At 40.5% G+C, this 17,397-nt stretch carries 11 protein-coding genes, 1 tRNA gene and 2 pseudogenes; 3 read left to right on the top strand and 11 right to left on the bottom strand.

Annotated features, from left to right (window positions below; genetic code table 11):
• Positions 1-38: 38 nt before the first annotated feature.
• Positions 39-881 (bottom strand): 23S rRNA (adenine(2030)-N(6))-methyltransferase RlmJ, encoded by an 843-nt coding sequence (locus tag NYR89_RS02140; protein ID WP_279446147.1) that lies wholly within the window; start codon positions 879-881, stop codon positions 39-41.
• 116 nt (positions 882-997) lie between these two features.
• Between NYR89_RS02140 and ampD the strand changes: the two genes are divergently transcribed.
• Entirely contained in the window at positions 998-1,546 is a 549-nt protein-coding gene (ampD, locus tag NYR89_RS02135) for a 1,6-anhydro-N-acetylmuramyl-L-alanine amidase AmpD (protein ID WP_279446146.1), read from the top strand.
• Between the two features lie 503 nt (positions 1,547-2,049).
• Here the strand turns inward: ampD and rluA are convergent.
• The 3 genes from rluA to NYR89_RS02120 form a co-directional block, all read right to left on the bottom strand.
• Complete coding sequence (rluA, locus tag NYR89_RS02130; protein WP_279446145.1) at positions 2,050-2,718, bottom strand: bifunctional tRNA pseudouridine(32) synthase/23S rRNA pseudouridine(746) synthase RluA; 669 nt, start codon at positions 2,716-2,718, stop codon at positions 2,050-2,052.
• A 116-nt stretch (positions 2,719-2,834) separates the two neighbouring features.
• Entirely contained in the window at positions 2,835-5,744 is a 2,910-nt protein-coding gene (rapA, locus tag NYR89_RS02125; protein ID WP_279446144.1) for an RNA polymerase-associated protein RapA, read from the bottom strand.
• Positions 5,745-5,915: 171 nt separating this feature from the next.
• On the bottom strand, positions 5,916-7,241 hold the full coding sequence (locus NYR89_RS02120; RefSeq protein ID WP_279446143.1) for an anti-phage deoxyguanosine triphosphatase: 1,326 nt from the start codon (positions 7,239-7,241) through the stop codon (positions 5,916-5,918).
• 58 nt (positions 7,242-7,299) lie between these two features.
• Here NYR89_RS02120 and rlmD point away from each other — a divergent pair.
• Positions 7,300-8,627 (top strand): annotated as a pseudogene (gene rlmD / locus NYR89_RS02115) (23S rRNA (uracil(1939)-C(5))-methyltransferase RlmD).
• A 230-nt stretch (positions 8,628-8,857) separates the two neighbouring features.
• Here the strand turns inward: rlmD and NYR89_RS02110 are convergent.
• From NYR89_RS02110 to NYR89_RS02095, 4 genes and pseudogenes are all read right to left on the bottom strand, one after another.
• Positions 8,858-8,933, bottom strand: a tRNA-Asn gene (locus NYR89_RS02110).
• Between the two features lie 93 nt (positions 8,934-9,026).
• Entirely contained in the window at positions 9,027-9,773 is a 747-nt protein-coding gene (gene moeB / locus NYR89_RS02105; RefSeq protein WP_279446142.1) for a molybdopterin-synthase adenylyltransferase MoeB, read from the bottom strand.
• Between the two features lie 9 nt (positions 9,774-9,782).
• A pseudogene (moeA, locus tag NYR89_RS02100) lies at positions 9,783-11,023 on the bottom strand (molybdopterin molybdotransferase MoeA).
• A 15-nt stretch (positions 11,024-11,038) separates the two neighbouring features.
• The gene (locus tag NYR89_RS02095) at positions 11,039-11,656 is read right to left on the bottom strand and encodes a MarC family protein (RefSeq protein ID WP_279446141.1); all 618 of its coding nucleotides are present in this window, start codon (positions 11,654-11,656) and stop codon (positions 11,039-11,041) included.
• A 59-nt stretch (positions 11,657-11,715) separates the two neighbouring features.
• On the opposite strand from NYR89_RS02095, the gene NYR89_RS02090 reads away from it, so the two are divergent.
• Entirely contained in the window at positions 11,716-13,632 is a 1,917-nt protein-coding gene (locus tag NYR89_RS02090; protein WP_279446140.1) for an ABC transporter ATP-binding protein, read from the top strand.
• A gap of 250 nt (positions 13,633-13,882) precedes the next feature.
• Here the strand turns inward: NYR89_RS02090 and metC are convergent, their stop codons facing one another.
• The 3 genes from metC to nhaB form a co-directional block, all read right to left on the bottom strand.
• Positions 13,883-15,073 carry a cystathionine beta-lyase gene (metC, locus tag NYR89_RS02085; protein ID WP_279446139.1) on the bottom strand — a complete coding sequence of 397 codons (1,191 nt, stop codon included), beginning with the start codon at positions 15,071-15,073 and terminating at the stop codon, positions 13,883-13,885.
• Between the two features lie 75 nt (positions 15,074-15,148).
• The gene (gene dsbB, locus NYR89_RS02080) at positions 15,149-15,688 is read right to left on the bottom strand and encodes a disulfide bond formation protein DsbB (RefSeq protein ID WP_279446138.1); all 540 of its coding nucleotides are present in this window, start codon (positions 15,686-15,688) and stop codon (positions 15,149-15,151) included.
• Positions 15,689-15,780: 92 nt separating this feature from the next.
• The gene (nhaB, locus tag NYR89_RS02075; RefSeq protein ID WP_279446137.1) at positions 15,781-17,322 is read right to left on the bottom strand and encodes a sodium/proton antiporter NhaB; all 1,542 of its coding nucleotides are present in this window, start codon (positions 17,320-17,322) and stop codon (positions 15,781-15,783) included.
• Positions 17,323-17,397: the final 75 nt, after the last annotated feature.

Raw genomic sequence — 17,397 nt, 5'->3', positions numbered from 1 at the left:
AAACTTCCGTTCATCAATGTTATCTGTGGCTAATCAAACTATTCCGGCGTAATCCAACTTACTGTCCAAGATGCCGTTCCTTCCGGAACCAATACTTCGGCAAGATACGACAGCACTTTTTTCATCTGGCTTTCTAATTGCCAAGGCGGATTAATCACAATCATACCGCTTGCGGTCATACCTCGTTGATCTGAATCCGGTCGTACCGCTAATTCAATTTGTAAAATCTTACGGATTCCTGTGTCAGCTAAGCCTCGCACGATACGTTTAGTATGCTGACGCAACACGACCGGATACCAAATCGCATAAATACCTGTCGCAAAACGTTTATAACCTTCTTCAATCGCCTTAACCACCAATTCGTAATCTTCTTTTAATTCATACGGCGGATCGATTAACACAAAACCACGGCGTTCTTTCGGCGGTAATGCGGATTTTAATTGCTGAAAACCGTTTTCACGTTTAGTCACCACATTCGCTTTCTTGGCAAATTCTTGACGTAATAATGGAAAATCGTTCGGGTGTAGCTCGGTTAAAATTGCACGGTCTTGTGGACGTAACTGATTAACCGCCAACAACGGAGAACCTGCGTAATAACGTAGCTTATCGCCTTTATTAATTTTTTTCAGTTCATTAATGTATAGCGCTACTTCTTCCGGTAAATCCGTACGCTCCCATAAACGAGCAACACCTTCCAAATATTCGCCGGTTTTCTCCGACTCCGCACTCAATAAGCTATAACGCCCGACACCGGAATGGGTATCGAGATAAAGAAATCCCTTATCTTTCTGTTTTAATGATTGTAAAATCAAAAGTTGGACAATATGTTTCACAACATCGGCGTGGTTGCCTGCGTGGAAGCTATGGCGATAACTAAGCATAAATTTCTCTTTTTTCAATAAGTTAATTCGTTGATTTTAACACGGAATAGCACGGAAAACACAGAAATGTCATCGTAATTTCAGCGAAAATCATCTGGCATCTTATAAGGCATAATATGAATCTTACTATTCAAAACGGTAAATTAATTTACCAACGACAAGTTCCATCTCCACATTTTAATCCGCGACCTCAAGAAAATGATATTTCATTACTGGTTATTCACTATATCAGCTTGCCACCAGAACAATTCGGTGGGAATTTTATCGACGATTTTTTTCAAGGAAAGTTAGATCCGACCACTCATCCTTATTTTGAAGAAATCAAAGAGTTACGTGTTTCGGCACATTGCTTAATTAATCGAGAGGGCAAAATTACCCAATACGTAAATTTCAACGATATGGCATGGCATGCCGGACTTTCTGAATTTAATGGAAGGGATAAATGTAATGAATATTCGATAGGGATTGAATTGGAAGGCGACAATAATCAACCGTTTACCGAAGCACAATATCAATCATTAGCACAATTAACTAAAGAATTGATGCAAGCTTACCCCGACATTACTTCACAAAGAATTACAGGTCATTGTGATATTGCTCCCGAAAGAAAAATCGATCCGGGACAATATTTTGATTGGCATTACTACAAAAGTTTAATTGCTTAAAATAAGAACATAAAAATTAAACATTATTTATAATCTATAAAATAAATTTTTATTTATGTATAAAAAACGGGCTAGATAAATTATCTAGCCCAAAATATAATGAATAAAATTTTCTTAGTTATTTGACAATCTTTATCTTAATAATAGATATAACCTTGCCGAATTAACTGTAATCAGTCTAAGCTAATCACAATAAACTGCAAGCCATTTCTTTAGAAAGTTCCCTTTATATTTCATAATTTTATTTTATATAAAATACCATATCGTTATATAAATTTAAATATCTCTTAATTTAGTGTAGGACATCAATAATTTATTTATATTGCCAACAACAATATATAAAAAAGGCTAGGTTTTAACCTAGCCAATATTAGGAATGAATAAAATTTTCTAAGTCATTTGGATGATGACTTGCTCTATAACAAAGTAATTTGTTATAAAACGCCAACATTGTAAATCATTATTCAACATGTGTAAAGAAAAATATAATTATTTAAATATTCTTAAAATTCCGGATGAGCGATAAATGTCATAACTTCTCCTGTAATCGGATGCGTAATCGTTAGACTTTCTGCATGTAAACACAATCTAGGTGCTAAACTTTTAGCTAATGGATTAGCATAAAATTTATCACCGAGAATCGGATGTCCTAACGCAAGCGAATGCACTCTTAGCTGATGTGAACGGCCGGTAATCGGGGTAAGCTTCACTCGAGTGGTATTATTCGGCAAATGTGCCAATACTTCGTAATGCGTAACCGCCTTTTTGCCTCGTTCGTAACAAATTTTCTGACGAGGGCGATTTTCCCAATCACAAATCAGTGGAAAATTCATTTCGCCGGTATCGCCGACCTTCTCGCCTAATTTTCCCCATAATAAAGCGATATAGTGCTTTTTCGGTTCTCTGTCACGAAACTGACGCTTCAACTCTTTTTCTGCCGCTTTGCTGAGTGCAAACAACAGAATGCCGCTGGTTGCCATATCCAAACGGTGTGCTGGTTCGGTAAAGCCGTATTTCTGCCGCACACGCGTCATTGCACTATCATAATATTCCGGACGATTGCCCGGTACGGAAAGCAACCCACTCGGTTTATTAATCACTAAAATATGATTATCACGATAAACTTCCGTTAAAAACGGTTCAAGTGGGGGATGATATTCAATTAATGCCATGTTTCTTACCATAAAAAACACGGAATGGACGAATACAAGAAACAAGCGGTGAATTTTGAGCTTTTTTCTGCAAATTCCCGCTTGTCGTGGTTTCGGTCTATTCCGTGATAAATACCCTATTCTTTATTACTTACAATGACACGTAAGCTATCTAAACGCCAATTCGCTAATGCAATTTGATTCAGCGATTCGACACGCTGTTGTTCCAATGCTTCAATTTCATCGGCACGAATGTTTTTATTTACTGCTTGTAACGAGGTTAAACGCTGTAATTCCGCACTTAAGATACTATCCGCTTCTTGGCTGGCTTTTTCAATCAATTCCGGTAATTTGACTGCGATTTTTTGCTCGCTGATACTAATTAATTTTTTAATATCCGCTTGTGCCATTTTCGCAATTTTATTTGCCATTTGTTTATTCACCGGTTTTAACTGCTTCTCAAGCCCTGCAAACGACACCTGAGCCGCCATATCGTTACCTTTATTATCTAATAGGATACGTACCGGTGTTGGCGGTAAGAAACGAGTCAGATTCAAACCTTTCGGTGCTTGTGTTTCCACCATATAAATTGCTTCAAGCAATAAAGTACCTGCCGGTAAGTTTTTATTAATCAGTAACGAAATTGCCGATTTACCGATATCGCCGGAAGTAATCAAATCAATACCGTTACGAATCATTGGGTGATCCCAGGTTAAAAACTCAACATCTTCTCGCATTAAGGCAAGCTGACGATCAAAGGTGACTGTCGTACCGTCTTCCGCAATGCCCGGGAAATCTGGTACAAGCATATGACCGGTCGGGCTAATCACGATAGATTGCTCACCTAAATCTTCCTGCTCTAAGCCGATAACATCAAATAAACTCAAAGCAAAATTGACTAAATGCGGGTTATTGTCTTCTTTCGCAATCGCTTCAGCGAGTTCCTGTGCCACTTCACCGCCATTTGAATTTAGCTCAAGTAAACGATCTCGACCTTGCTCTAATTCCGCTTTCAACTGTTGTTGGCGCTTAAAGGTTTTTGCAAGAAATTCGTCAAATCCGACCGCTTGCGGGTTCTTCAGGAAGATTTCCAACTCTTCGCCGAATTCACGGAATAATGCTGTGCCCATCGGGCAAGTTTCTTCAAACGCATTTAGACCTTGATGATACCAAGTCGCCAATATCATCTGCATTGAATTTTCAAAGCACGGTACGTGAATCTGAATATCATTTTTCTGACCGATACGGTCTAAACGTCCGATACTTTGTTCCAATAAGTCCGGATTATCCGGTAAATTGAACAACACTAAATTGCTGGCAAACTGGAAGTTACGCCCTTCCGATCCGATACTTGAACTGATCAAGACCTGAGCGCCCTCTTCCATTTGTGCGAAATAAGCGGAAGCTCTGTCTCGTTCTACAATCGACATTTTTTCGTGGAACACCGCCGAACGAATCGCTTCACGTTCACGTAAAATTTGCTCAAGTGCAATCGCTGTATCCGCTTGCTTACAAATGACTAAAATTTTCTCGTCACGATGATTTTTCAAGAAAGTAATCAACCATTCGATACGAGGGTCAAAATCCGCCCATTTTGCCGCCGGATTCATACGTTGGAATAAACGTTCCGGATAAAGCTGATCATCTTTGGTTACACCGCCCATCATCCCCATCACTTTTAACGCATTGGTATATTGACTCGGCATTTCCAAGGTAATTTGATGATAAACACGATGTGGGAAACCTTTCACACCTTGACGAGTATTACGGAATAACACTCGGCTAGTACCGTGGCGGTCAATCAGCTCACGAATCAATTCTTGACGCACTTGCAAGCGGTCATTTTCTTTCGATTTTTCGCTATTAATCACCTTAAACATCGGTTCAGTATCTTTCTCGCTCAGTAATTCGGCAATGCTATTTTGTTCGTCATGACTTAACGGTTTATCATTCAATAAAGTCGCGACCGCATCCGCTACCGGTTTGTAATCTTTTTGTTCGGCAACAAAGCTGTGGTAATCATAGAAACGATCTGAATCCAATAATGCTAAACGGGCAAAATGGCTTTCTTGTCCTAATTGCTCAGGCGTTGCAGTGAGAAGCAATACTGATGGAGTTTGTTTTGATAACTGCTCAACAAATTGATAACCAACACTCGGTTCGTTTTCCGACCATGCTAAGTGATGTGCTTCATCCACGATCAGCATATCCCAATTGCTTGCCAATACTTGTTTAGCTCGATTCGGTGAACTTTCTAACCAGTCGATTGAAGCGATCACTAACGCTTCGCTATCAAACGGATTTTCGCTGACATCATTACCGTCTTCATCCGCTTTATCAAAATCGGCACAACGTTCTTCATCAAATAATGAGAATTTCAAGTTGAAACGGCGTAACATTTCAACTAGCCATTGATGTTGCAAACTTTCCGGCACAAGCACTAATACACGCTCAACTCTACCTGAGAAAAGCTGTTGCTGTAAAATCATCCCTGCTTCAATGGTTTTACCTAAACCGACTTCATCCGCTAATAACACACGAGGTGCAACACGCTGTCCGACTTCTTTAGCAATATGTAATTGGTGCGGAATTAAGCTCGCACGAATGCCTCGCATTCCACGTAACGGCGATTGAAATTGTGCTTGTTGATGTTGTAATGCCCGATAACGTAAGGCAAAACGGTCGGAACGATCAATCTGTGCTGAAAATAAACGGTCTTGTGGCTTGCTGAAGCTCACTTTATGGTCTAACTGCATTTCAGGTAATACGGTTTCTTCACCGGAATCCGTTCGTTTACCTAAATAGATTATAACCCCTTGGTTCTCAACAACCTCTTCGACATCTAACTGCCAACCTTCCACACTATTAATGCGATCACCTTTTTGAAATTGCACACGTGTTAAAGGTGCAACCGAAAGTGCATAAATACGCTCTTCCTCTGCCGCCGGGAATTGAATGGTAACAGTACGATTGTCACTTGCCGTCACAATCCCTAAACCTAAATTATTTTCTGATTCGCTGATCCAGCGTTGCCCTATTACGAACATTTTTTAATTATTTCTCCTACTTATAAATTAACGTCTATTCTAGCAAATTTCAGACTTTAAGCGGTCGGATTATTCGGAAAATTTGCAAATTTTCTATGAAAAAAACCGCTTTATAAATAAAGCGGCTAATGAATAAACAATCTAAATTTTATCTGTAAAACAAGCAAGCGATTATAAACTTTGATAAAGTTTAAAGGCTTGTCCATCCGACATACTAGCTAGATAATCGCAAATCACCCGAGGGCGTTTTGCCACTTCAGCCTGTTGCCAACGTAAAGCAACATTTTGTGGTAATAAACGCTCCGGATCAGTACTTAACATATCGAATAATGCCATTAAAATTCGCTGACCTTTGTATTCCACTCTTTGCGTCTTCACATCACAAATCACATATTGATATACAAAGCGTTTTAAAATTTCCAGCACACATTTCACATCATCCGGTAAATAAGCATTAAAACGTAATAATGGCTCATCAAAACCCGGTCGCTCACGCCATTGGACATTGGTCACAAAATAATTGACTAACGCTCCGATCACATCTTTCCGTTCATAACGATGTTGTGAAAATAATTTCTGGCTAAGGGTCGGTAAAATCGTTTGAATCCAACTAGAAGAACATTGTGCTAATTGTTGCTCTGCCTGTTGCCATGATTGTGGCGTGACCATACCGCCGGCAATCGCATCTTCCAAATCGTGTACGCCGTATGCAATATCATCGGCAAGTTCCATAATGCCGCAATCCAGCGATTTATATTGCGTTTTATGCGGTTCAAGCGGATCCTTACTGAAACTTATCGTACGTAGTAACTTACGATCTTGCTCGCTTAACGGTGCTAATACCCAATCGAAAAAGGTTTGATCATCGCTAAATATGCCTTTACAGGTTTTAAATTGGTGCAGGTTGATATAAGGTGACTCAGCAAATTGCGGGCGTGCTTGCGGTTCGGTTTCTTCAAGCAGTGCCGGATATTTAATAATGCCTAACAAGGTTCTACGCGTGAGGTTCATACCGTGTTGCGGTGTATAAGGTTCAAGTTGGGTCACAATCCTAAATGACTGGGCGTTACCTTCAAAACCGCCATGCGTACGCATTTTATAATTGAGTGCCATCTCGCCGCCATGTCCGAATGGAGGATGTCCGATGTCGTGAGCAAAACAAAGTGATTCAATCAAACTACGAGACGGTAATAGAGCAGTCAGATTTTCGGCTAAATTTGCAAATTTTTGATCAGAAACGACCGCTTGAAAGGCTTGTTTATCTTGCAATAATTTGGCACGAATACTACTGCCGATCTGAGCCACCTCAAGCGAGTGGGTCAAACGTGTACGATAGAAATCATCTTCACCGACTGCGTGAATCTGCGTTTTAGCTTGCAGGCAACGAAAGGCTTCGGAATGCAAAATTCTTGCGCGATCTCGCTGAAATGGTGAACGGTGGTCTTGTTCACGTTTTTTATCCGCCAAAAAACGTTCGGTCCAAACATTCGAAATCATCTTTCCCCCCTTTTTCATATATAATAACTAACTTTACGAATTTGATTTTACACTAAAAATGGCACTGTTCTACTCTGAAAAAGCCGCAAAACAGCACGCAAAAAAATCAGCAAAAACGACCGCTTGTCCGCCGGTTACTATTCAATCGCTTGATTACCAAGGCTTAGGCGTGGCGAAAATCGCCGGTAAAACGTGGTTTATCGAAAATGCCTTACCTAACGAACAAGTTGAAATCCGTATATTGGAAGAAAAACGCCAATACGGGCGAGCGAAAGCGGTTAAAATTTTAAAGCCATCCACCGAACGCCAACAGCCGAGTTGCGAGCTCTACGGTAAGTGTGGCGTACGCCAAATGCAACATATTCCGCTGAATTTACAGCGTGAAGCAAAACAGCGAGCACTTTTCCAACGCTTACAAAAATTGCAATCACAGCCAATTGATTTTCAACCGATGATTGTCGGTAATGATAAAGGCTATCGCCGCGCGCAAAACTCAGCATTGCCTCACAAACTAATCAGTTAGCGATTGGTTTTAGAATGCAAAATTCAAATCAAATCATACTGCTTGAGCAGTGTGAAGTTTTGGTCGAGCCACTTTCTCAGCTTATCAAACCGTTGCAAAGCCTATTTAACACTTGGCAGAACAAAAAGGCACTTGGGCATATTGAACTGGTTCAAGCGGATAATACCATTGCGATGCTGGTGCGTAACGTAGGGCAATTACACTCGCAAGATAGCCAAAATTTGCAACAATTTGCCGAACAATATTCACTTTCGCTGTTTGTGATGACCGCTGAAAATGACATTGTTCACTTATGTGGCGAAGCACCGTACTATCAAATTCATGGTGTTAAACTAGGCTTTTCGATTCGTGATTTCATTCAAGTGAATGGTAACTTAAATGAAAAAATGGTGGATAAAGCATTGGAATGGCTCAATCTTTCCGCACAAGATCGCGTATTGGATTTATTCTGCGGTATGGGCAATTTTACCTTACCCATCGCCAAACAAGCCGGCTTTGTCGTCGGCGTGGAAGGCGTGCAACCGATGGTTGAACAGGCCAAGCAGAATCAAGCTACAAGCGGTCTAAAAAACGTAGCATTTTACCAAACCAACCTAGATGAACCTTTTGCCGATAAAACGTGGGCAAATGAGCCATTCAACAAAGTATTATTAGATCCAGCGCGTAACGGTGCATTTTTTTGCTTGGATCACTTAGCTACATTGAATCCCAAAACGATCGTTTATGTTTCCTGCAACCCCGCCACCTTAGTACGAGATGCGGAGAAACTGATTCAAGCCGGCTATAAACTGCAAAAAGCGGCCATGATCGATATGTTTCCACATACCGGACATTTGGAATCGATTTCGTTATTTACCAAATAATTGACTCTTCGCCACAGAATAAACTCAAAATCGATCGGTTTTATAGTTGAGGAATTCTGTGGTGGAAATATTGAAGACTTGAAAATATTTGGACAAGAGCTAGAAAAAAAGAAACCCCATAGAAAACCTACGGGGCAAATTCTTTTGTTCTAATTCTGGAGGTATGAATCACTGTTTTATAAAAGGAGACAAATAAAACAAGAACAAAAGCAAAACTAAAGGAAATTAGTTGGCTCCTCCTGCGGGACTCGAACCTGCGACATATGGATTAACAGTCCACCGTTCTACCGACTGAACTAAGGAGGAACAAAACGGGAGCCATGGTATCGCTAAACCGTTTTAGCGTCAAACACTATAACCTAACTTGTCAATTCTTTGCACATCTTGAATGTTAGCAATTTATTGACAACAAATTTCACAATCTTTAAGTTTTGGCAAGGTCATTTCTCTTACTGAAAAATGTAATCCGTCAACCATCAATAATTTTCCGGATAAACTTTTACCGATATTCAGCAATAATTTAATTGCTTCCAACGCTTGTAAGCTCCCCACCACACCAACGATTGGTGCAATCACACCAGCTTCCACACAACTTAAAGTGCCGTCACCGAATAATTGACTCAAACAGTTATAACAAGGCTCATTTTCCGCATAGGTAAAGATTGAAATTTGTCCTTCAAAACGAATCGCTGAGCCGGAAACAAGCGGTCGTTTTTGCGCAAAACATTGCAAATTTAACTGATTACGTACCGTCACGTTATCGGTGCAATCCAACACTAAATCCACTCGCTCAATCAACTCGGCAAATTCGGCATCGCTACATTGTTTATTAATCGCTTCAAGCTGAATATGCGGATTGATTTGGCTTAAACGCGCTTTTGCCGACTCTACTTTCGGTTGTCCGATATTGGCATCCGTATGCAAAATTTGGCGCTGTAAATTGGATAATGATACTTCATCAAAATCCACCAAGATCAAATGTCCAACACCAGCGGAAGCAAGATATTGTGCCGCACTACAACCCAAACCGCCCAGCCCGACAATCAATACGCGACTTGCTTTTAACTTTTCTTGTCCGTCAAAATCAACACTTTTTAAAATAATTTGACGGTTATAGCGCAACATTTCCTGATCGCTAAGTTCCATATTCACTCACTATCTCAATAAACTGTTAAACGGCTGAATCGTCACTTTTTCACCGGCATTCACATTGCCTCGTTCCGTCTCCAACACAATAAAACAATTACTTTCATAAAATGCACTAAACAGATGAGAACCTTGCGAACCGACCGGACGCACTGCTACTTCACCTTGTTGATTAACATAATAGAAACCACGTTGGAAATCTTGGCGACCAACTGCTTTTTTCAAATTCATCTCCGCAATAGCGGTTAAATTTTGGGTAAGATTTGCAATACGCTCCGCATTCATACCAGCTAATTTGGCTAACGCTGGTTGCACTAATTGGTAAAAGGTGACTAAAGCGGAAACCGGATTACCCGGTAAACCGAAGAACCAAGCGTGTTGCAATTTACCGAAAGCAAACGGTTTGCCAGGTTTCATCGCAATTTTCCAAAAGCCGATTTCGCCCAGTTTTTCTAACACATCTTTGGTGAAATCTGCTTCACCGACCGACACGCCGCGCTGGTAATTAATACGTCCGCTTGCTGCCGCGCTTGATTAAATGTTTGTTCGAACACTGCCGGATCGTCCGGTAAAATGCCAAAATCTAAAATCTCACAATTCAGTTTTTCTAACATTAAACGCACCGCAAAACGGTTCGTATCATAAATTTTGCCTTGTTCTAGCGGCTGACCGACCGAAGTTAATTCATCACCGGTGGAAAGAATCGCAACTTTTAAACGGCTAAATACCGGCACTTGCACAATGCCTAACGAAGCTAATAACGGCAAAGTGGTTACGTTTAATAAGCTACCTTTTGCCAATACCAATGCGCCTTGTTTTACGTCTTCACCAATTCGGCGAATGTTTTGTCCAAGCTTCGGCATTTTGCAAAATTTCACTAAAATTTGACCGCTTGTAAGTGTCTCTACTTCCGCTTCTTCTTGCATTACCACTACATTACAGTCTGCCGGCACCATCGCACCGGTCATAATGCGAACACATTCGCCGGCTTTCACTTCGCCATTAAACGGATTACCGGCAAAAGATTTACCGGCAACGGTTAAACATTCAAACTGCGCAAGATCAGCTAAACGAAACGCATAGCCATCCATTGCCGAATTATCGAAACTTGGTACATTAATCGGGGAAAAAATATCTTCTGCTAAAATACGATTCGCACACTCTGCCAGTGTTAATGTTTCTGTTTTTGATGCTGTTGGTAAGCGGTTTAGCATTTCTTGTAATGCTTCCGACAAAGTACGTAATGCCATAAAATCCTCAGTTATTTAACTCACTTGAATAAAGAAATCTCGCACTCCGACTAATAAATTATTAATCGCAACTGACGCTAAAATTAAACCCATGACACGGCTAATGATCGCCGCTCCCGCATTACCAATAAAGTGTTGAATGCGATTTGCCGCCAGTAAAAATAAGTAGGTAATCGCCAATACCGACAGCATAATACCTGCCGTAACCACTTGATCGGTAATACTAAAACGGTGGTTATCGGTAAGTAATACGATTGCCATCATCGCTCCCGGTGAAGCAATAGATGGCACGGCTAAAGGGTAAACCGCCAGCTCACTAATACTGGCTTTTATTTTCATCTCTTGTTCCGGTTTACTCTCACCAAAAATCATTGTTAACGCAAACAGTAATAATACTAAGCCGCCGGCGCTTTGGAATGCCGATAGCGGAATCTGCATTGCTTCCAGCAACATCTGCCCGCCGACTAAGAAAAACATTAAAATACCAGCAGAAATCACCACCGCATTACGTGCAATTTTACGACGATCTTCGATTGGCAAACCGATCGTTTTCGCCAAATACACCGGAATTGAACCGATAGGGTCAATTACCGCCCACAATACAACAAATTGTACTGCTAATGAATCAAACATAGCTTCCTCTATTTATGTTAGAATAACGGCAAAATTTTAACATAAACCAAGCACTTATAATGATTTTTTTCACAGATCTTATCTTAAAACGTGGACAATCCGTCCTTTTAGAAAATACATCCGTCACCATTCATACCGGTCAAAAAGTTGGATTGGTCGGCAAAAACGGTTGTGGCAAATCCTCACTTTTCGCTTTAGTGAAAGGCGAATTACAACCGGAAGGCGGCGATGTTTCTCTACCGAAAAACTGGGCGATTTCTTGGGTAAATCAAGAAACACCGGCACTTGAAATTTCCGCATTGGATTATGTGATCCAAGGCGATCGCGAATATACCGGTTTAATGAGCCAATTAGAGAAAGCTAATCAAGAAAACAATGGCAATCAAATTGCTCTCATTCACACTCAACTGGATACAATTGACGCATGGACAATTCAAGCCCGAGCAACAACCTTGTTAAACGGTTTGGGCTTCTCTAACGAACAACTCTCTTTACCGGTGAAATCATTTTCAGGCGGTTGGCGTATGCGTTTGAATTTGGCGCAAGCCTTGATCTGCCGTTCTGATTTGTCGCTACTCGATGAACCAACTAACCACTTGGATTTAGATGCGGTGATTTGGCTGGAAAAATGGCTGACCAATTATCGTGGCACATTATTGCTGATTTCCCACGACCGAGATTTTCTTGATCCGATTATTGATCGCGTGATTCATATCGAAAATCAACAGTTGAATGATTACACCGGTAACTACACCTCGTTTGAAATTCAGCGCGCAACCAAAATCTCGCAACAAAATGCCGCTTATGCACAACAACAGCGAAAAGTTGCACATTTACAGAGCTTTATCGATCGCTTTAAGGCTAAAGCAACCAAAGCGAAGCAGGCACAAAGTCGTATCAAAGCGTTGGAAAAAATGGAACTGATTGCGCCGGCTTATGCGGATAGCCCATTTGAATTTGAATTCCGTCCGCCGCTCGCTTTGCCAAGCCCGTTATTAATGATGGAAAAAGCCAGTGCTGGTTATGGTGACAAAACCATTTTAGAATCGGTTAAGTTAAATTTAGTGCCCGGCTCACGTATCGGTTTACTCGGGCGAAATGGCGCGGGTAAATCCACGCTGATTAAATTACTCGCCGGCGAATTAGCTCCGCAAACCGGACATATCCAATTAGCTAAAGGTGTACAATTAGGTTATTTCGCTCAACATCAAGTGGATACGTTACGCTTTGATGAAAGCCCGTTATGGCATTTACAGAAAATTGCACCGGAACTAACCGAACAAGAAGTACGTAATTATTTGGGAGGCTTTGATTTTAAAGGCGACAAAGTGAAACAAAATGTCGGCTCGTTTTCCGGTGGAGAAAAAGCCCGTTTAGTGTTAGCGTTAATTGTATGGCAACGCCCAAATTTACTGTTGTTGGACGAACCGACCAACCATTTAGACTTGGAAATGCGTCAGGCACTCACCGATGCACTCACTTATTATGAAGGTTCGCTAGTAGTGGTTTCGCACGATCGTCATTTATTGCGCAGTACGGTGAATGAATTTTATCTAGTACATGATAAAAAAGTCGAAGAGTTTAAAGGTGATCTAGAGGATTACCAAAAATGGCTGAACGAGCAAAATGCACTTGAAACAGCAAAAAATTCAGGAAATTCGACCGCTTGCGCAGAGGAAAAAGCAGATAATAGCGCCGCAAATCGCAAGGAGCAGAAACGTTTAGAGGCGGAGTTACGCCAACAAACCGCACCATTACGCAAAAAGATCACACAGTTAGAGAAAGATCTTGAAAAAGCGAGTGAAAAGCTAAATCAGCTCGAAGCACTACTGGCTTCAAGCGAGATCTATGAAATGGAAAATAAAGCACAACTTACCAAAACACTCGCGAAGCAAATCGAAGCGAAAAAAGCCGTTGAAGAAATTGAAATGGAATGGCTGGACTGCCAAGAGCGACTTGAAGCATTACTTAGCTAGTTTTGCTTCTTTGAAACACTCCCGAAATCCTAACACGGCAAAACCGTACTAGATTAAGCATACTTCAGCCCTACTAGGGCTGAAATTTAGAAATGCATAGCATATCGTATAGTTCACCGTTTGGATGGCATCTAACTCTGTGGGGAGGCATTACTTTTCACTTATTTTTCAATCAATTATCAGACCTATCTCATAACAGTAGCTGTTTTTACATTACAAATTACTCTGCAAATTTAATCTCCCATAAAGCCTATTTCAAACGTTCAAAACCGGCTTCTAAGTCGGTAATCAGATCTTCAACCGCTTCTAAACCGACGTGAATACGAATCAGTGTACCGCTAAGTTTTCTTTCGATTGCCGGACGGATGCGAGCAATTTCTTCAGGTTGGTTAGCAAGAATAAGGGATTCAAAACCGCCCCAAGAATATGCCATAGTAAATAATTCAAAATGATCTAAAAAGTCAGCTAATTGTTCATCGTTTAACTTTTGGTTAAGTTCAAATGAAAACAGACCGCTTGCCCCTTTAAAATCTCGTTTGAAAAACTCGTATCCCGGGCGACTTGGTAAAGCTGGGTGGAAGACTGCTTTCACTTCCGGACGTTGTGCCAACCATTGTGCCACTTGAATTGAACGTTCTTGGTGTTCTTTCAAACGAATACCAAGCGTGCGTAAGCCTCTTGCTGTAGTATAAGCGGAATCCGCATCCACCATTTGCCCCATTAAATATGAACGTTCACGGAGCTGATCCCAACAACGTGCATTAGATACCGCTGTACCAATCATCACATCAGAGTGACCAACTAAATATTTCGTACCGGCTTGAATCGAAATATCAATCCCAAATTCAAGCGCAGGAAAAAGGACACCGCCTGCCCAAGTATTATCGATCATAATCACGATATCCGGATTTATTTCACGAGCGACCCGAACCAAAGTCGGGATATCCGGTACTTCCATTGTCAGTGAGCTTGGCGATTCTAAAAATAGAACTTTAGTATTCGGCTGAATTAACGCACGAATCCCTTCGCCAATGAGTGGATCGTAATACGTAGTGCTTACGCCAATATTTTTTAAGATAACGTTACAAAAATCTTGGGTCGGCTCATAAGCCGCACCAGTCATTAGGACGTGATCACCTTGAGCAACAAAAGCTAAGATTGAGTTAGTCACGGCCGCCGCTCCGCATGGATAAAGGTAACAGCCAGCTCCACCTTCTAATTCACACATCGCATCTTGTAGGGCAAAATGAGTAAGCGTACCTCGTCTACCGTAAAATAATTCGCCTTTATAGCGATTGCGAGTAGCATTCTTTTTTTGTGCCACAGAGTCAAACACTAAAGAAGAAGCACGCTGAACAACAGGATTAACAGCACCTTGAGTATAACGAGATTTACGTCCGGCATGGACCAATTTTGTTTCAAGTTGAGAGAAATTTGACATTGTGTTTCCTTATTGTAGTTATGAAAAAGCGGTCGGATTTCCGCAAAATTTTGCAAAAATTCGACCGCTTGTAGATTATCTGAATACGCTACGATATTGTGGTTTAGTACGTTTGAATTGACTGATTAGCACGATAACAAAAGCAAATGCGAAGATTGCGAAAGCAACGATAAGCCATTCCGGCATGCCTAAGCCAAGCATTTCCCATTGTTTCTCACTACAATTCACCGGACCGGGAGCGAAAATACTTGGGAACCATTGATCAAACGGCATTGTTTGCGGAAATTCCGGTTTAAATTCACATTGGTTCCATGGGGAAGGATTAGCTTGATAATCATGATGTTTGATAGCTAATGCCAGTCCTTTAACGGCACTAAAGCCCCAAATTAGTAAAGCAATCCAGCGAGTAAGAAAAAAACGGGGAGAAACTGCACCGAATAAACCGGCAATGATTAGTCCTAAAATTGCAAGGCGTTCATAAACACACATAACACAAGGAACTAATCCTAGGCCATATTGAAAATAAATACCGCTAGCTTCAAGAGCGAAAGCAATAAAAGCAAGGAATAACCATGCCGTACGATTTAGAGAGAGTTGTTTGAAATAACTGAGCATAATAGTTCCTTTAATCTGAATACTTTAGACATTGTACCTGATTTTGCTCGGTTTTCGTAAAAAAATCTCCCCAAAAGGGGAGAGTTTTATAATTAGCGACTAATAATCCAGCCCCAATGTGTCATCATCTCTGTTAAAGTTGGAAGTAAAAATTCTAACGAGATAAAACCAATAATTGAAAGCACAATCGTATATGGTAATGCCATATATAACATTTTACCGTATGAAAGTCGGATTAGCGGTGCGAAAGGAGAAGTCAATAAGAATAAGAATGCGACCTGTCCATTTGGTGTGGCAACAGAAGGTAAGTTTGTACCGGTATTGATCGCGACTGCAATTAAATCGAATTGTTCACGGCTGATAACACCTGATGTTAATGCACTTTTCGCTTCATTAATATACACCGTACCAACGAATACGTTATCTGAAATCATTGAGAGTAAACCGTTAAATACGTAGAAAAGACCTAACTGTGAATGCGGATCGGCAGAAAGAACAAAACTGATAATTGGTTCAAATAATTTTAAATCGACAATAACAGCGACTACAGTAAAGAATACAACGATTAAAGCGGTAAACGGCATTGGTTCTTGGAATGAACGACCAATAGCATGTTCATCAGTAATACCACAAAATGCCGTACAAAGAATAATGATGGTTAAACCGATAATCCCTACATCGGCAAGATGTAATGCAAGTCCAACAATTAACCAAATGCCGGCTAACGCTTGAATACCCATTTTTACACGATCTTGTTGAGTCATACGTTGCTCTTTCAATAGATTGTAACGAGCAAGCACACCCCATACACGACGAGGTAATTTAGCACCGTAGTCAAATAGTTTGAAATGTTCTAATAACAAACAAGTAATTACACCACAAACTAATACCGGTAAGCTAACAGGTAACACACGTAATAAAAATTCCACAAATCCCCATTCTGCTTGACCGGCAATAATTAAGTTTTGCGGTTCACCGACCATTGTCATCACACCACCTAATGCACTACCGACCGCGACGTGCATTAATAAACTGCGTAAAAAAGCACGGAATTGCTCTAAAATTTGTTTGTTAGTAATAATTTTATCGTCATTACTAATATCAGTTGAATCTTCAAAACTGTTACCCGAAGCAACTTTATGATATACCCCATAGAAACCGGTACCGACACTGATAATAACGGCAATAACAGTTAAGGCGTCTAAGAATGCGGAAAGGAATGTGGCGCTTAAACAGAAAGCAAGAGATAAGACTTTTTTAGAATGAATGGAAATCAGTAATTTTGTGAATACATATAAAAGCAGTTGCTTCATAAAATAGATACCGGCAACCATAAACATTAACAGCAAAATTACCTCAAAATTTGCCATAATTTCTTCTTTTACATGGTGAGGGCTTGTCATACCGATAACAACTGCCTCAATCGCCAATAAACCGCCTGGTTGTAACGGATAACATTTTAATGCCATTGATAAAGTAAAGATAAACTCGGCAACAAGTGTCCAACCGGCAACAAATGGACTAATGAAGAAGTAGATAAGAGGATTGATCACTAAAAAAGCGATAATACAAATTTTATACCACTCAGGTGCTTTACCTAAAAAGCTTTTGAATATAGCGTTTGAGCTATTCATTAAAAAAACCTCCATTAAAAATAAATAACTGTTGTGAATTGTAATCCAGTTTCGATTAAAGGATAATAGCTTTTA

Origin of the sequence: Actinobacillus arthritidis, from assembly GCF_029774155.1 — a bacterium.
In the GTDB taxonomy this organism is placed as follows: Bacteria; Pseudomonadota; Gammaproteobacteria; order Enterobacterales; family Pasteurellaceae; genus Actinobacillus; species Actinobacillus arthritidis.
This window is presented reverse-complemented; position numbering and strand designations above follow the sequence as displayed.

Bases quoted from the DNA above. Each gene is read 5' to 3' on its own strand.
- nhaB (WP_279446137.1), bottom strand. From the start codon at position 17,322: ATGAATAGCTCAAACGCTATATTCAAAAGCTTTTTAGGTAAAGCACCT.
- rapA (WP_279446144.1), bottom strand. From the start codon at position 5,744: ATGTTCGTAATAGGGCAACGCTGGATCAGCGAATCAGAAAATAATTTA.
- NYR89_RS02095 (WP_279446141.1), bottom strand. From the start codon at position 11,656: ATGTTTGATTCATTAGCAGTACAATTTGTTGTATTGTGGGCGGTAATT.
- dsbB (WP_279446138.1), bottom strand. From the start codon at position 15,688: ATGCTCAGTTATTTCAAACAACTCTCTCTAAATCGTACGGCATGGTTA.
- NYR89_RS02090 (WP_279446140.1), top strand. From the start codon at position 11,716: ATGATTTTTTTCACAGATCTTATCTTAAAACGTGGACAATCCGTCCTT.
- NYR89_RS02120 (WP_279446143.1), bottom strand. From the start codon at position 7,241: ATGATTTCGAATGTTTGGACCGAACGTTTTTTGGCGGATAAAAAACGT.
- rluA (WP_279446145.1), bottom strand. From the start codon at position 2,718: ATGGCATTAATTGAATATCATCCCCCACTTGAACCGTTTTTAACGGAA.
- moeB (WP_279446142.1), bottom strand. From the start codon at position 9,773: ATGGAACTTAGCGATCAGGAAATGTTGCGCTATAACCGTCAAATTATT.
- metC (WP_279446139.1), bottom strand. From the start codon at position 15,073: ATGTCAAATTTCTCTCAACTTGAAACAAAATTGGTCCATGCCGGACGT.
- NYR89_RS02140 (WP_279446147.1), bottom strand. From the start codon at position 881: ATGCTTAGTTATCGCCATAGCTTCCACGCAGGCAACCACGCCGATGTT.
- ampD (WP_279446146.1), top strand. From the start codon at position 998: ATGAATCTTACTATTCAAAACGGTAAATTAATTTACCAACGACAAGTT.